Source organism: Caldanaerobacter sp., from assembly GCF_049701115.1.
In the GTDB taxonomy this organism is placed as follows: domain Bacteria; phylum Bacillota; class Thermoanaerobacteria; order Thermoanaerobacterales; family Thermoanaerobacteraceae; genus Thermoanaerobacter.
The window spans coordinates 165,924-179,407 of record NZ_JBNATX010000002.1; the positions used below are offsets into that span (position 1 = coordinate 165,924).

Sequence of the window (13,484 nt, forward strand, 5' to 3'; positions counted from 1 at the left end):
TTTCATGCGAAAAATTTTAGCAAAAACTGAGGAGATGATGAAATAGTGGTTACAACTTCTCTGGAGATACTTATTTTTTCTGTGATCGCAGGTATCTTTGGGGCTCTTTTGGGGCTGGGCGGAGGAATAATCGTAATACCCGCTCTTACACTGCTTCTGGGAGTAGACATAAGATATGCAATAGGCGCAAGTATAGTTTCTGTAATAGCCACCTCCAGCGGAGCAGCTATAGCATACGTGAGGGACAACATAACAAATCTTCGAATCGGTATGTTTCTGGAGATCGCCACTACACTGGGAGCTATAACCGGAGCTTACATTGCAGGTTTGATAAGCTCAAAGTACCTTTACATTATTTTTGGCTTAGTTTTATTGTACTCTGCTTTAGCAATGCTCAAAAAAAGAAAGGAAGAAATACCTCAAAACGTAACCTCTCATCCTTTGGCCAAAAAACTGAATTTAGAAGGGTCTTATTTTGATAAAGTTTTGAACAAGGAAATAAAATACAAGGTAGCTGGTGTATATGAGGCCTTCAGCACAATGTACTTAGCAGGCATCCTCTCTGGACTCCTAGGAATTGGAAGTGGAGCCTTTAAAGTACTGGCAATGGACCTTTTCATGAAACTACCGATGAAAGTATCAACAGCCACCAGCAACTTCATGATAGGAGTCACTGCTGCTGCAAGCGCAGGAGTGTATTTAATGAGGGGCACAATAAATCCAGAAATTGCAGGCCCTGTAGCAATAGGAGTTTTAATAGGCGCTACATTAGGCACAAAAATCATGGAACGTCTAAAAAATACTACAATAAGAAAAATATTTATACCTGTTTTAATCTATATTTCTCTGCAAATGCTTATCAAAGGTCTGGGGGTGTAAAAAGTGGAAGAAAACAAGGAAAAAACTCTAGAAAAGGAAAATGAAGATTTAAGGAAAATGGAGCTTATAATAAGCAGGGCTCTCAACATAGGCGTAACAACAAGCGCTATAGTGATCTTTTTGGGGATTTTAATGCTCATAATAACAGGAAAAAGTGGTTATGCCCCCGGATACTACCCTACTACGCCTATTCTGATAATAAAGGGATTTCTTGCTTTAAAGCCATATGCAGTGATACTGACAGGCCTCCTTCTCCTTATACTCACTCCTGTTTTCCGGGTTGCCGTGTCAATAATTACTTTTCTATATGAAAAAGACTATACTTATACTTTTATCACTACGCTTGTATTTATCATCCTCATAATAAGCTTTATACTTGGCAAAGTAGAATAAAATAGAGGAGCTCATTCCTCTATTTTTTCTAAATCTTCTTTGAAGAGCTCCTCCTCGTAACTCTTTTCCTCTTCTTCTACCTCCTCTATAACCTCTACTTCTTCAGGGTCATACTCTTTTATTATCTCAATTCCCTCTACGTTTTTCATCTTTACCTTGAGTTTGCGCCTTATTACATCGACTTCTGCTATTTTCATCTCTTTATCTCCTACTCTTATTATGCTACCGACCTTTGGAAGTTCAGCCCTCAATTTCTCATACATTTCCTGCTCGTACTTAAGGCAACACATCAAACGTCCGCACAAACCCGATATTTTGGCGGGATTTAAAGAAAGATTCTGGTCTTTTGCCATTTTTATCGAAACAGGTTCGAATTCTCCAAGAAAAGTAGTACAACAAAGAGGTCTACCACATGGCCCTAAGCCTCCTATTATTTTTGCTTCATCCCTTACACCTATCTGTCTTAATTCTATTCTCATCCTGAATACAGAAGCCAGATCTTTTACCAGTTCTCTGAAGTCCACTCTTCCATCTGCAGTAAAGTAAAATATTACCTTTGTATTGTCAAAAGTGTACTCTACATCTACAAGATTCATCTCAAGGCCATGCTCTTCTATCTTTTTAAGACATATTTCAAAAGCTTGAGCTTCTTTCTTTTTATTTTCATGATAATGCTCTATATCTTCTGGAGTTGCGATTCGTATAACTTTCTTAAGAGGCGCCACAATCTCTTCTTCAGGGACCTCTTTGATTCCTACTACAACTTCCCCAAATTCTATGCCTCTTATGGTCTCCACAATCACCTTATCGCCAACTTTTATAGGCAAATCTCCCGGGTCAAAATAGTATATCTTGCCTGCTTTTTTAAATCTAACTCCAACAACTGTTACCAAGGTTACTGACCCCCTAAAATATCCAAAAGTAAATTCTCCACAGCCAATTGATAATTAATATTGCTATCAAGCTGCAAATTAAGTTGCTCTATTTTGTTGATTATATTACTTAATCTCTCAAAGGTCAATTCCTCTGACAATTTTTTTATAAAATTAGAAAAATCTACGTTTCTTATAAATCGCAAATCTTCTGTAGTTTTATAAACCAGAACATCTCTTAAGAGAGAGATAAAAATCCTTAAAATTTCTTCTATATGCTCTTTGTTCTGCTCAAAAAACTCATATTCATCCAGTACTTCAAATCCTTTTTTCTGAAAAATCCTTTCAAGTTCAGAAAGCGTATTGCTGCGCAATTTTTTATATTCCTCCTCCACAAGCCTATTAGCTTCACCAAAATTTCCATCCGCAAGGTGGGCTAAAATCGCAGCTTCTTCCTCTTTTACACCTTTTTCATCTACCAGATATTCTTTTATTACTTCTTCCCTTTCCTTTTTAAATCTTATTATATTGCATCGAGATACTACAGTAGGCAAAAGCAATTCCGCACGAGGGGAAATCAAGATAAAAAGTCCATAGGAAGGAGGCTCTTCTAAAGTTTTAAGAAAGGCATTTTGAGCCGCAGTAGTCATTTTATCGGCCCTGTCAATTATAAATATTTTTTTAAAAGACTCATAAGGCTTTATGTTTATCTCCCCATTTATATACCTTATAGTATCTACCTTTATGGCATCACCTTCTGGCTCTATTACAAAGACATCTGGATGGCTCTTTTTCATCATCTTAAGACAGGAACTGCAAGCAAAACAAGGTTTTTTGTCACTTTTGCAATTTACCATCATTGCAAAGTACTCCGCCAAAAACCTTTTTCCAAGGCCCTCTTCACCAACAAATAAATAGGCGTTAGAGATTTTACCTTTACTTACTATATTGTTAAACACTTTCAACACATCTTCGTGCCCATATACCTTAACCAATTTTCATCACCTTACGAGTAAATGTCGACAAGAAGACCCCTTATATCATCTATCATCTTTAAAAGTTCTATCTTCTTGGATTCCTTTAAAAATTCCTCTGTTAATTTTTCAAGTTCTTCATCCACCTTTTCTACCAATGAATATATCCTTTTTCTTCCTCTTAAATCTACATGTTCTTTTTTAGTATATTTTAGCATATTTGATGTCGCTTCCTGTAAAAACTTTTTTACGAGTTTTTTGTACCTAAGGAGGTCCTTCAAATTTAGATTTTCTTTTAACTTGTCTGCAGCCTCATCTATCTCGGACAAAATTTCAGATAACCTCTCCTTATAGACCTTATCAAGTTCTTTTTCAAAAGCTTCATTGAATTTTCGACCTACCTTATACGTCTTTGAAACCTCATTTTTCACTTCACTAATTACTTTTGAAGGTCTTACTTCATTAACCCTCATGGCAAACACCCTTTTATATCCTGAAAAATTTTTCTACATCTAAAACAAACACTGTAGCACCACCAATCGTCACCTCAACTGCCTGTGGAAGGAATATGTCAGTAGCACCTCCCATGGGAGTAGGAGAAGTTATTATTCTATCACGAGTCTTACACTTTTTTTCTATTATGCTTATGACATCCTCTAGTTTGTCGTCCTCCACCCCTATTATTAAAGTGGTGTTGCCGGACCTCAGAAATCCACCCGTTGAGGCAATTCTCGTAAAACTAAATCCTCCCTCTGTAAGCCCATCCATGAGCCTTCTTACATCTTCATCTTGCACAATTGCAAGAACCAGCTTCATGATATCGCCCCCTTAAAGATATTTTTCTAACACATGTAGTATCATTTTGTGAACTTCTTGTACTTCTTTCATCCCGTCTATTAAAATAAAACGGTCTGGAAACTCTTTTACAAGTTCAAGGTATCCTTCTCTTACCTTCTTGTGAAATTCATAGTCTTCACCTTCAAGCCTATCTGCTTTTTTACCCCTGCGCCTTTTTATAGCTTCCTCCGGAGTTATATCTATATACAGTGTGATGTCAGGAAAAATCCCCTTAGTGGCTATTTCATTAACAATCCTAACCTTATTCAATTCCAATCCTCTGGCATACCCTTGATACACATATGAACTATCTACAAATCTATCTACTATAACTATTTGCCCCTTAGAAAGAGCAGGTATTATTTTTTCTTCCACCAACTGTGCTCTGGAAGATGCATAAAGAAGCATCTCTGTCACCGGAAAAATCAGATTTTCCCTATCAAGCAAGATCTCTCGAATCTTTTCTCCTACTCTTGTACCTCCTGGCTCTCTTAAGACAAGCAAGTCATATCCTTTTTTATTAAGATGTTCCTCTAGAAGTTTTACTTGTGTAGTTTTACCACACCCATCTATTCCCTCAAAACTTATGAATTTACCCTTCATATTTCACACACCGAAAGTAAATTATTCTGTATACCTAAAATCTTAATACCTTTATTATACAATACTTCTATATATTTTACCACATCTTTTTCTATCCTCTCCCCTGGTGACAAAATAGGCACTCCTGGAGGATACGGTATGACAAAGTCTCCTGCAACAAATCCTTCTGCCTCCATAAAATTAACTTTTTTCTTGCTTTTTATAATTGCTTCTGATGGTATAAAAACCATCTCTGGAAGAGAAGGAAAACCCTCCATCCTTTTAATAGAAACTTCCTTTCTTTTATTTTTAGAAAGCCTTTTTAGACCCTCTAAAAGTCTGCCTATGCTTCTCTCATCATCTCCTACTGTAATCATGGCTAATATGTTAAACATATCGAACATTTCAATCTGTATATTGCATTCTTCTCTCAAGAATTCTTCAGCTTCAGCGCCATTTATACCAAGATTTTTCACACTTATCGTAAGCTTCGTCACATCAAAATCCACAACTCCATATTTCCCTACAATATCCTCCCCTAAACATCTAATTCCTTCTATATTGTCAATCTCCTTCCTAACATAAGAAGCCAGCTGGATTACCTTTTGAAGCTGCTCCTTTCCTTCTTTTTCCATGTATTCCCTTGCAAGATCGATGGAAGACATTAGTATATAAGAAGGAGAGGTGGATTGAAAAAGACTTAAAGAGTATCTCAACCTGTCTACATCTACTCTCTCGGAATTTAGGTGTAACACAGAAGTCTGTGTAAAAGAGGTAAGGGTCTTATGGAGGCTTTGAATGACAATATCGGCTCCCGCTTTTATAGAAGAGAGTGGCAAATCCTCTGAAAAAGGAAAATGAGCCCCATGAGCTTCATCCACAATTAAAATTTTCCCATACTTATGCACAATATCCACAATTTTTTGAATATCACTGCAAAACCCATAATAATTGGGATACGTAACAACAACAGCTTTTACATCCCTTTCCTTTTGCAAAACATCTTCCAATTTCCTCACATCAATACCCATCGCAATCCCATTCTCATAATCTATCTCAGGCAATAAATAGAAAGGAATGGAATGAGTAAGCACAATCCCATTATACACAGCCTTGTGAGAATTCCTCATTACAAGCACTCTGTCTCCTGGATTTAGCACTGCATACATAGATGCATATATCCCAGCAGTACTTCCGTTCACCAAAAAGAAAGCTTCTTTTGACCCAAAAGCCTGAGCTAAAAGTCTTTCAGCTTCGAGAATTGGCCCCTCCGGGTTGTGAAGATTGTCAAGTCCTGGCAACTCCGTTAAATCGATTTTCGCCAAGTTTTCAACATACTTTTTAGGCAGAACTTTCCCCTGTTTATGCCCAGGCATGTGAAAAGGAACTGTCCCTCTTTTCACATATTTTAAAAGAGCATCGTATAAAGGAGCGGTCATAGTATACCTCCAAAAATATTTTTCATTTTCATTATACCATAAAAAAAAAGGCCGGTTTTACGTCCAGCCTTCATATCCAATCTCTTTTATGTAGTCTTCCCATATGTCAATCATCTTCTGTCTGTAAAACTCGTACTCTTCATCAAAAGGAGATAAATTAACTAACTTCTTTTGACAATCTTCACATATAAACTTCCCCAGCACATCTATACCTTCTGAGACCTCTTTATTGCACACAAAACACTTCTGCTTGCTAGCTATAACCTCCATCTGGCACACCACTTTCAATATTATTCTAATAGAATTATTCCCTATTTATTGAAAAATATTCTATTTCTGCAATAATTCTTTATACCTAAAACAGCTAACCAGATGGTCATTTACAAGTCCTGCCGCTTGCATATAAGAGTAAACTATTATAGACCCCATAAATACAAAACCCCTTTTCCTGAGGTCTTCACTTATAACATCCGATAGGTCAGTCCTCGATGGAAGGTCCTCTACCTTCTCCCAGCTGTTTATTATAGGTTTGTAATTAACAAATCTCCATATATATTCGTCAAAACTTCCGAATTCCCTTTGAATTTCTATAAATTTCCTTGCATTGTGAATAGAAGCTTCTATCTTTCTTTTATTCCGTATAATGCCATCATTTTTTAAAAGCCTCTGTACATCCTTATCATCGTATTTAGAAACCTTTTCAGGGTCAAAATCGCTGTAAGCCCTTCTAAAATTCTCTCTTTTCTTAAGTATAGTAAGCCAACTAAGCCCTGCCTGAAAAGATTCCAAAATTAAAAGCTCGAAATGTTTTCTATCATCATGAATAGGAACACCCCATTCCTCATCATGATACTTTATGTAGATTGGGTCTAAAAGGCACCACGGACATCTTTCCATCTCCATTCCCTCACAGAAGAAGAGCAGCAGCTCCTAATACCCCTATATTATCGCCCAATTCAGCCTTTACTACTTCACAAACCTCTGCATTCGGCTTTAAGGCTTTTTGAGCTACAGTTTCCATCATTTTATCGTATAACATATCCCATTGAGCAGAAACTCCTCCCCCTATGGCTATCTTACGAGGATTATAGAAAGCCATTATATTAGCAATTCCTACCCCTAAATAAAATGCCTCTTTTTCTACCAGTTCCCTCGCAAATTCATCCCCCATTTTTGCCGCTTCAAATACGTGCTCTGCCCTCACTTCTTCTCCTGCTAGTTCTTTTATCTTTGTTTTTATTCCCTTCTCAATCCCTTCCTTTGCAAATCGAGCAAGCGCCGTACCAGAAGCATAAGCCTCAAAACAGCCATAATTCCCACAATTACACCTTGGTCCATCAAAATTTATGGTATGATGTCCAATCTCCGCAGCATTTGAATTTTCACCACTGTACAATTTCCCTTCAATTATTACTCCTCCACCGATGCCGGTACTTACCGTGACATACACAAAGTTATCTATCCCTCTTCCTGACCCGAAAAGATGTTCTCCTATTGCTGCTGCGTTTGCATCATTTTCCAGTTTTACTTCCACGCCAAGCTTATTAGACAGAATTTCTACTATTGGAACATTGCTCCAGTCAGGCAAATTTGGTGGGCTTATAACAATACCTTTTTTTGAATCTAACGGCCCCGGAGAACCTATACCCACTCCTCTTAAATCATTAATGCTAAGTCCTGTCTCTTTCAAAACCTGATATATACTTTCTTCAATTCTCTCAATAACAAAATCCGGTCCTTTTTCAGCCATTGTTGGAATTTTTATGCTCTTTATTATGTTGCCATTTTCATCAACAATACCTGTACTTATCTTTGTGCCTCCCAAATCAACTCCACAGAGAAACTTCTTCAACTTTACCACCTCCCTCATTAAAAACCTTTTAAACTAATTATACCATTATTGAAAATTTCAATAAACTAAAAAGGCCCGTAAAGGGCCCTTCATTACGCTTCCAAAAATTTTTTGTACTCTTCTGCCTTCATAAGCTTTTCAACTTGAGCTTTATCTTTCAACTTTACAGCAACAAGCCAGCTTCCATAGGGATCGCTATTTACCAAAGAAGGGTCTTCAGCTACAGCATTGTTCACTTCAATTACTTCTCCGTCTACAGGTATATAAACGTCAGAAGCCGCTTTTGCAGATTCTATAACTCCAAGCACATCTCCAGCTGTAAACTCTGTTCCAACTTCAGGAAGTTCAATGTACTCTGCATCCCCTAAAGAGTCCTGGGCATAATCAGTTATGCCAATATAAGCTTTATCCCCTTCTACTTTTACCCATACATGGTCCTTCGAGTAATACAAATCTTCCAAAACTTTCATTTTTGTCCCTCCCGTAATTTAAATTTTGTGGATTGCCTCCTTGAAAATATCTTTAAAAGCCTCCATAATAGTTTCGCTCTTTGTAGGATGGGCATAGACAACATCTTTCAATTCTTCCGCTTTTGCTCCGCTCTGACAGGCCGTTGAAATTATGTGCACAAGCTCTGATGCGCCACTACCTACTACCCATGCCCCAACTACTTCTCCATCTTCAGTTGAAATTATCTTGGCAAATCCTTCTGTCTCACCATAAGTTTTGGCTCTCCCGTTATTTTTAAAATCAAATCTTCCTACTTTAATTTCTCCAAATTTTTCTTTGGCTTCCTCTTCTGTATACCCGAAATATCCAATTTCTGGTTCTGTAAAAACAGCTGCAGGTATCTTGTAGTAATCCAAAGTTCTCGACTTTCCAAAAATATTGTCAACTGCCACTTCTCCCTGTGAAGAAGCTACATGGGCCAGCATCATTTTACCTGTCACATCTCCTACAGCCCAAACACCCTCTATGTTTGTCCTCATGTGCTCATCGACTTTAATCGCTTTCTTATCAAATTCAAGCAAATCTACAATTGGCCCTATACTTGTATTTAACTTCCTTCCAATAGAAATAAACACTTTATCAACAGATATCTTCTTAATATCATCACCGCTTCTAATCGTAACTACAGAGTTTTCTCCCTCCTCTTCTACTTTTTCCACAGTAGAAGAAGTATAAATCTTAATGCCTCTCTTCTGAGCAGCAAATTTAACAGCAGAACTTACTTTTTTATCAAGGGAAGGGAGGATATTAGGCATCATTTCAACCACATACACTTCTACTCCAAATTGGTTCATTATAAAAGCAAATTCCATCCCTATTACTCCGCCACCTATAATGCATAAACTCTTGGGTAAAGACGTTATCTCCAAAATTGTATCGCTATTTAGAACATTTTTCGAATCAATGCCTTCAATTGGAAGTTCTGCAGGAGATGAACCAGTAGCAATTACAATGTTTTTCGCTTTGATTTTTTCTCCCTCAAAAATTACATTCTTCTCTTTGTCTACCTTCGCTTCTTTATTGAAGACCTCTATTTTATTGGCTTTAAGCAAAGCCTTAATGCCTTCAACAAGTTCCCCTACAATGGTATCCTTTCTCTTCACTACTTGCGCATAATCAAAATAATTTATTTGAATATCAAACCCAAACTCTTTTGCCTTTTTTAAAATTCCATAGACCTCAGCAGCTCTTGCATAAGCCTTTGTAGGTATACAACCTCTATTAAGACATGTGCCCCCTAATTTATCCTTTTCAAATAGAGCTACTTTTGCCCCTTTTTTAGCAGCTTTGATAGCCGCCACATACCCTCCAGGCCCTCCGCCTATGACAGCCAAGTCATATTCTCTGGTATGAAGGTTTTCCATTTACTCTACCTCCAATATAAATTTTGTAAATTAAGAAATCACTTTTTCCTCCTGCTCGATAAGTTCTACCCATCCATCATAATCCACCAAAGTCACTTCGCTATCCTTTTCATCAAATCCCCTTGCAATAAAATCTTCTTTTAGAGCAAAAAGTTCAACTCCCTCTTTCACAAGACTCTTCACATTTTTACAAGCAGCAAAAATTACGCCGTCCTGCACAAATAAAACTTTATCCTGAGGCAGAGCAAGGTTTAATAAAAATTCGGAAATTTTTTCAGAAGGACTTTTCTTTACTATTATCAAGGCCATACTTTCACCTCCTAGAAAATCACTACTTTATCAAAAGAATGGACAAATTCCGGCAGCTCATCTTTTGACACAATTTTTAAATTCCACTGAGGAGCAATTTCATCTTCTTTTATATTGAACTTATCTAAATCTTCCTTTACCGCATAAACAGGCGTTTGATACTTCTCAATATACTTAAAAGTCATCGCCAAAGGCAGACACCCAATCAGCTCTGGCTTACAGGAAGACCTAACAGCCAAAACAGCCTCCTCAACAAAGAGCACCGCAGGTTCAAGGTCTTCTCCGTACATTCCAAACGCGCTTCTGAAAGCCTCATTTATCCAGATACTTCCCACAGGAGAAGTATACACTGCAAATAAAACTTTTTTCACTTTATTCACCTCCTAAGGTAGTAAGTTTATATATCTGTCGGAATTGTATATAAGCGCTGCCATCTCTGGCACTCCAGAAAAATCTGAGCCTTCAATTTTCATATCCTCGCCAATCCCTCTGTACTGAGCACAAAGGCCACAAATGTGAACTTCCACAGCTTTTTCAGAAAGCTCACGAAGTTTTGAAGGAATATTTCTATCAACCTTCATAGGTTTAACAAGTTTATTTGCGGCAAGTACAGAATCAGCAAATAAAAATATTGAAACCTTGTGCCCCCTCTTCAAAAGAGCTTCTGCGAGATGGATTGCAGTATCCATATCCTCATTTGTATAAGGGGGTACATTTACCTGTATTGTTACATGCATAATTATTATCCCTCCTCTTAAAATTTTGTGGGAAGGGCAAAGCCGCCCTCCCACTTATTTTCTCTCAAAAAGGTACCAAACCATAAACCAGTTTCCCAATACTGCAAAGATTGTAAACACTATTGAACTTATGGCTAAATGGGGAAGTCCAGAAAGAATATGCCCTATATTACATCCCCCTGCACTCCCTGCACCAAATCCCATTAAAATGCCGCCTACTGCTACCTGGACAAAAGTCTTAGGGTCTTTTGGAACTCTCAATCTGAATTCTTTCGCAAAAAGTGCCGCCAGATATGCTCCTACTATAATACCAACTATCTCCATGCCCATCCAGTTGTACGGAATAGGCTTAGTGAGGTCTAAATTTGCAGTAGTGGTTCTGAAAAGATTCACCCAGCCTCCTGTTATTCCAAGGGGATAAGTCTTTTGAGAAAGATATGCTATAACTCCTACGAGTCCTAATGCAATACCGCCTGTTATCCAGTTAAGCCCTGAAACTTTTCTTTCAGTAGTCTTCCAAAATACCAGCACTATGAGAAGCAACAATGTAAAAAGAATTGCTACAATCCACGGATTAATATTTAAAAGATTTGCCAGAGTTAAATTGACAGCTCCATCTTTTGCAGCGTAAAACCCTCCAGGGTTATTAGTAGTAGTTATGGGTTTCCCCATCCAACTATTTACAAACGATAGAGGCCCTCCTCTTACGGCAGAAGCAGTGACACCAAAAAATACTGCGGCTACAAAAGCTGTTATATAACCTTCACCTATCCTGTAAGTAATACCACTGGCACATCCTCCTGCTAAAACCATTCCCATTCCGAACAAAAGTCCTCCAATTATTTGAGCAAGAGGCACAAAAGCTATTGGATTCAATTTAATCCAGCCTAATTGAGCAGCTAATTGAAACCCTACTGTCTCTACCAGTATTGCAAGTAAGGCCAATTTTGCAAGATAATTATCCTTTGTCATCTTCACATCTCTTATAGCAGAGTTAAAGCAAATTCTACCTCTTTGTAAAACTATTCCAAAAAGTATTCCTACTAAAAGTCCCTGTATCCTCGGATCCATAAAATCTCCCCCTTGACTCATCAAAGCTTTTTAATGAGAATTCGCCACTCGCTTGGCCCTATTTCCTCGATAGATATTACCTCTCCCCCTACTTCCTTTACTCCTGCTGGAATCCTTTCTTTAGAAAGAGCGTAATCAACAAGTACTTCCAGTATTTCTCCTGATTTCATCTCTTTGAGTTTTCTTCTGGTGTCCACATCTGGAACAGGGCACACCTCTCCTCTTTCGTCTAAAGTGTAGGTAGGCTTTACTTCATTACTCATTTTACATTCCTCCTCAATTTGTTATTGTTTTAACATTCTACTTTCATTTTACTATAAATTTTCCCCCATTTATCATTTGAAATTCTTATGCAATATTAGTTTTACTTATAACAAACTTTGTAGTATAATAAAATTAAACGTTATGATGCGATAGTTTTTTAACAAAGTGAGGGGATTTCATGAATATCGAAAGCCTAAGAGCATTTTACAAGACTGTATATTATAAAAGTATTTCTTCTGCAGCAAAAGAGCTATACCTCTCTCAACCTGCAATAAGTCAGCAGATAAAAGCATTAGAAAAAGACTTGAAAACAACTCTTTTAAAGCGTACTAATAGAGGAGTTTTTCCTACACCAGCTGGAGAATTAGTCTATCAATATGCAGAAAGGATATTGAATTTATATGATAACATGGTAAAAGATTTGGAATGCGCTGAGAATGATTGCATAAACAGATTAACAATTTCTGCCTGCCCTACTATTGGGCAATATGCCCTTCCTTGTACACTGCACGAATTCAAACGAAGGTATAATAACATCACAGTGCATGTAGAGCACAATTTTACACCTGAAGTGATATACAACGTAAAAGAAGGAGGAATAGACATAGGCTTTATAGAAGGTTGTTATGTAGATGAAAACATTGCCTGTATTTCCTTAGGAGATTTTAAAATGCATTTTGTTGCTGGCGGTCACTGGGAAGAAAAAAGTTTGTCAAAAAACAATTTATTGCGTTATAATTTTTTTATAATACACAGAAAATGTGCTTTGCGCAAAATAATTGAGGAGACTTTACTTTCTCATGATATAGATATAAAAAAGCTAAAGATCGAGATGGAATCTCCATCTATAGAATCCATAAAATCGTCTGTAGCTGCAGGACATGGTCTTTCTATTTTGCCTTACATAGCCATAAAAAAGGAATTATATACTAAAACCTTGTCCATAGTTGAAGTAGAAGGCATAGAATTTAACTACAGTTATTCTTTAATATATAACAAAAAAATTTACAAAAAGTCCAAAATGGAGTTTGTGAATTTTATAAAGAATAATGGAAAGGAATTTTTATGTTAAGGAGGTCAAAAATGGTTTATGAAATCATGTGTATGGGTGAAATATGTCCTCTTCCCCTTTTAAAGGCTAAAAAGAAATTCGAAGAAATGAAGGAAGGAGATATTTTGAAAGTAGTTGTAGACCATAGGTGTACATTAGACAATTTAGAAAGTTACTTTTCTAAGTTAAACTGTTCTATAGAAGTAAAAGAAGTTCTAAGAGGTGTATGGGAAATCTACATAAAAAAATAAAACTCCCTTCTAGGGAGTCTATTAAAGGGGGCTTTTTAAAATTTTTCCGGCAGCGACCTACTCTTCCGCTTATGCAGTACCATCGGCGCTGGAGGGCTT

General features: G+C 37.1%; 20 protein-coding genes. 4 read left to right on the forward strand and 16 right to left on the reverse strand.

All coding sequences use genetic code 11. The features are described from left to right. Positions 1 to 45: 45 nt before the first annotated feature. Together ACPLVE_RS02155 and ACPLVE_RS02160 are read left to right on the forward strand one after the other, a co-directional pair. Positions 46 to 879, forward strand: a complete 834-nt coding sequence (locus ACPLVE_RS02155) for a sulfite exporter TauE/SafE family protein (RefSeq protein ID WP_424609408.1) — start codon at positions 46 to 48, stop codon at positions 877 to 879. Positions 880 to 936: 57 nt separating this feature from the next. Next, complete coding sequence (locus ACPLVE_RS02160; protein WP_424609449.1) at positions 937 to 1,272, forward strand: DUF1634 domain-containing protein; 336 nt, start codon at positions 937 to 939, stop codon at positions 1,270 to 1,272. Positions 1,273 to 1,283: 11 nt separating this feature from the next. Here ACPLVE_RS02160 and ACPLVE_RS02165 read toward each other — a convergent pair whose 3' ends face one another. The 16 genes from ACPLVE_RS02165 to ACPLVE_RS02240 form a co-directional block, all read right to left on the reverse strand. After that, positions 1,284 to 2,165 (reverse strand): PSP1 domain-containing protein, encoded by an 882-nt coding sequence (locus ACPLVE_RS02165; RefSeq protein WP_424609409.1) that lies wholly within the window; start codon positions 2,163 to 2,165, stop codon positions 1,284 to 1,286. A gap of 2 nt (positions 2,166 to 2,167) precedes the next feature. Next, positions 2,168 to 3,139 carry a DNA polymerase III subunit delta' gene (holB, locus tag ACPLVE_RS02170; protein WP_424609411.1) on the reverse strand — a complete coding sequence of 324 codons (972 nt, stop codon included), beginning with the start codon at positions 3,137 to 3,139 and terminating at the stop codon, positions 2,168 to 2,170. A gap of 11 nt (positions 3,140 to 3,150) precedes the next feature. Further along, a complete protein-coding gene (locus ACPLVE_RS02175; protein WP_424609413.1) occupies positions 3,151 to 3,591 on the reverse strand; it encodes a YaaR family protein in 441 nt (146 codons plus the stop codon). A gap of 13 nt (positions 3,592 to 3,604) precedes the next feature. Then, entirely contained in the window at positions 3,605 to 3,934 is a 330-nt protein-coding gene (locus ACPLVE_RS02180) for a cyclic-di-AMP receptor (RefSeq protein ID WP_424609415.1), read from the reverse strand. Between the two features lie 12 nt (positions 3,935 to 3,946). After that, complete coding sequence (gene tmk, locus ACPLVE_RS02185) at positions 3,947 to 4,558, reverse strand: dTMP kinase (protein WP_424609416.1); 612 nt, start codon at positions 4,556 to 4,558, stop codon at positions 3,947 to 3,949. Beyond that, entirely contained in the window at positions 4,555 to 5,976 is a 1,422-nt protein-coding gene (locus ACPLVE_RS02190) for an aminotransferase class I/II-fold pyridoxal phosphate-dependent enzyme (RefSeq protein ID WP_424609417.1), read from the reverse strand. The genes tmk and ACPLVE_RS02190 overlap by 4 nt, the downstream gene beginning before the upstream one ends. Before the next feature lie 57 nt (positions 5,977 to 6,033). Continuing rightward, positions 6,034 to 6,258 (reverse strand): sigma factor G inhibitor Gin, encoded by a 225-nt coding sequence (locus tag ACPLVE_RS02195; protein ID WP_424609451.1) that lies wholly within the window; start codon positions 6,256 to 6,258, stop codon positions 6,034 to 6,036. 48 nt (positions 6,259 to 6,306) lie between these two features. Further along, positions 6,307 to 6,873, reverse strand: a complete 567-nt coding sequence (locus ACPLVE_RS02200) for a DNA-3-methyladenine glycosylase I (protein ID WP_424609453.1) — start codon at positions 6,871 to 6,873, stop codon at positions 6,307 to 6,309. A gap of 10 nt (positions 6,874 to 6,883) precedes the next feature. Beyond that, complete coding sequence (locus ACPLVE_RS02205; RefSeq protein WP_424609419.1) at positions 6,884 to 7,828, reverse strand: ROK family protein; 945 nt, start codon at positions 7,826 to 7,828, stop codon at positions 6,884 to 6,886. 92 nt (positions 7,829 to 7,920) lie between these two features. Continuing rightward, positions 7,921 to 8,298 (reverse strand): glycine cleavage system protein GcvH, encoded by a 378-nt coding sequence (gcvH, locus tag ACPLVE_RS02210; protein WP_424609421.1) that lies wholly within the window; start codon positions 8,296 to 8,298, stop codon positions 7,921 to 7,923. An 18-nt stretch (positions 8,299 to 8,316) separates the two neighbouring features. Further along, a complete protein-coding gene (gene lpdA / locus ACPLVE_RS02215) occupies positions 8,317 to 9,702 on the reverse strand; it encodes a dihydrolipoyl dehydrogenase (RefSeq protein WP_424609423.1) in 1,386 nt (461 codons plus the stop codon). Positions 9,703 to 9,732: 30 nt separating this feature from the next. Further along, on the reverse strand, positions 9,733 to 10,011 hold the full coding sequence (tusB, locus tag ACPLVE_RS02220) for a sulfurtransferase complex subunit TusB (RefSeq protein ID WP_424609425.1): 279 nt from the start codon (positions 10,009 to 10,011) through the stop codon (positions 9,733 to 9,735). Between the two features lie 11 nt (positions 10,012 to 10,022). Continuing rightward, a complete protein-coding gene (locus ACPLVE_RS02225) occupies positions 10,023 to 10,382 on the reverse strand; it encodes a DsrE family protein (RefSeq protein WP_022588123.1) in 360 nt (119 codons plus the stop codon). Between the two features lie 12 nt (positions 10,383 to 10,394). Next, positions 10,395 to 10,748, reverse strand: coding sequence for a DsrE/DsrF/TusD sulfur relay family protein (locus ACPLVE_RS02230; protein WP_424609427.1), 354 nt, complete (start codon positions 10,746 to 10,748; stop codon positions 10,395 to 10,397). Positions 10,749 to 10,802: 54 nt separating this feature from the next. Then, complete coding sequence (locus ACPLVE_RS02235) at positions 10,803 to 11,819, reverse strand: YeeE/YedE family protein (RefSeq protein ID WP_424609429.1); 1,017 nt, start codon at positions 11,817 to 11,819, stop codon at positions 10,803 to 10,805. Between the two features lie 20 nt (positions 11,820 to 11,839). Beyond that, positions 11,840 to 12,082, reverse strand: a complete 243-nt coding sequence (locus ACPLVE_RS02240; protein ID WP_170270725.1) for a sulfurtransferase TusA family protein — start codon at positions 12,080 to 12,082, stop codon at positions 11,840 to 11,842. A gap of 179 nt (positions 12,083 to 12,261) precedes the next feature. Between ACPLVE_RS02240 and ACPLVE_RS02245 the strand changes: the two genes are divergently transcribed. Next, complete coding sequence (locus tag ACPLVE_RS02245) at positions 12,262 to 13,155, forward strand: LysR substrate-binding domain-containing protein (protein ID WP_424609431.1); 894 nt, start codon at positions 12,262 to 12,264, stop codon at positions 13,153 to 13,155. 11 nt (positions 13,156 to 13,166) lie between these two features. Next, positions 13,167 to 13,385: a sulfurtransferase TusA family protein gene (locus tag ACPLVE_RS02250; RefSeq protein WP_424609433.1), complete on the forward strand. Its 219-nt coding sequence runs from the start codon at positions 13,167 to 13,169 to the stop codon at positions 13,383 to 13,385. Positions 13,386 to 13,484 lie beyond the last annotated feature (99 nt).

Bases quoted from the DNA above. Each gene is read 5' to 3' on its own strand.
- ACPLVE_RS02250 (WP_424609433.1), top strand. From the start codon at position 13,167: ATGGTTTATGAAATCATGTGTATGGGTGAAATATGTCCTCTTCCCCTT.
- tusB (WP_424609425.1), bottom strand. From the start codon at position 10,011: ATGGCCTTGATAATAGTAAAGAAAAGTCCTTCTGAAAAAATTTCCGAA.
- ACPLVE_RS02230 (WP_424609427.1), bottom strand. From the start codon at position 10,748: ATGCATGTAACAATACAGGTAAATGTACCCCCTTATACAAATGAGGAT.
- ACPLVE_RS02200 (WP_424609453.1), bottom strand. From the start codon at position 6,873: ATGGAAAGATGTCCGTGGTGCCTTTTAGACCCAATCTACATAAAGTAT.
- ACPLVE_RS02175 (WP_424609413.1), bottom strand. From the start codon at position 3,591: ATGAGGGTTAATGAAGTAAGACCTTCAAAAGTAATTAGTGAAGTGAAA.
- lpdA (WP_424609423.1), bottom strand. From the start codon at position 9,702: ATGGAAAACCTTCATACCAGAGAATATGACTTGGCTGTCATAGGCGGA.
- ACPLVE_RS02180 (WP_424609415.1), bottom strand. From the start codon at position 3,934: ATGAAGCTGGTTCTTGCAATTGTGCAAGATGAAGATGTAAGAAGGCTC.
- tmk (WP_424609416.1), bottom strand. From the start codon at position 4,558: ATGAAGGGTAAATTCATAAGTTTTGAGGGAATAGATGGGTGTGGTAAA.
- ACPLVE_RS02160 (WP_424609449.1), top strand. From the start codon at position 937: ATGGAGCTTATAATAAGCAGGGCTCTCAACATAGGCGTAACAACAAGC.
- ACPLVE_RS02235 (WP_424609429.1), bottom strand. From the start codon at position 11,819: ATGGATCCGAGGATACAGGGACTTTTAGTAGGAATACTTTTTGGAATA.
- ACPLVE_RS02240 (WP_170270725.1), bottom strand. From the start codon at position 12,082: ATGAGTAATGAAGTAAAGCCTACCTACACTTTAGACGAAAGAGGAGAG.
- gcvH (WP_424609421.1), bottom strand. From the start codon at position 8,298: ATGAAAGTTTTGGAAGATTTGTATTACTCGAAGGACCATGTATGGGTA.
- ACPLVE_RS02245 (WP_424609431.1), top strand. From the start codon at position 12,262: ATGAATATCGAAAGCCTAAGAGCATTTTACAAGACTGTATATTATAAA.
- ACPLVE_RS02190 (WP_424609417.1), bottom strand. From the start codon at position 5,976: ATGACCGCTCCTTTATACGATGCTCTTTTAAAATATGTGAAAAGAGGG.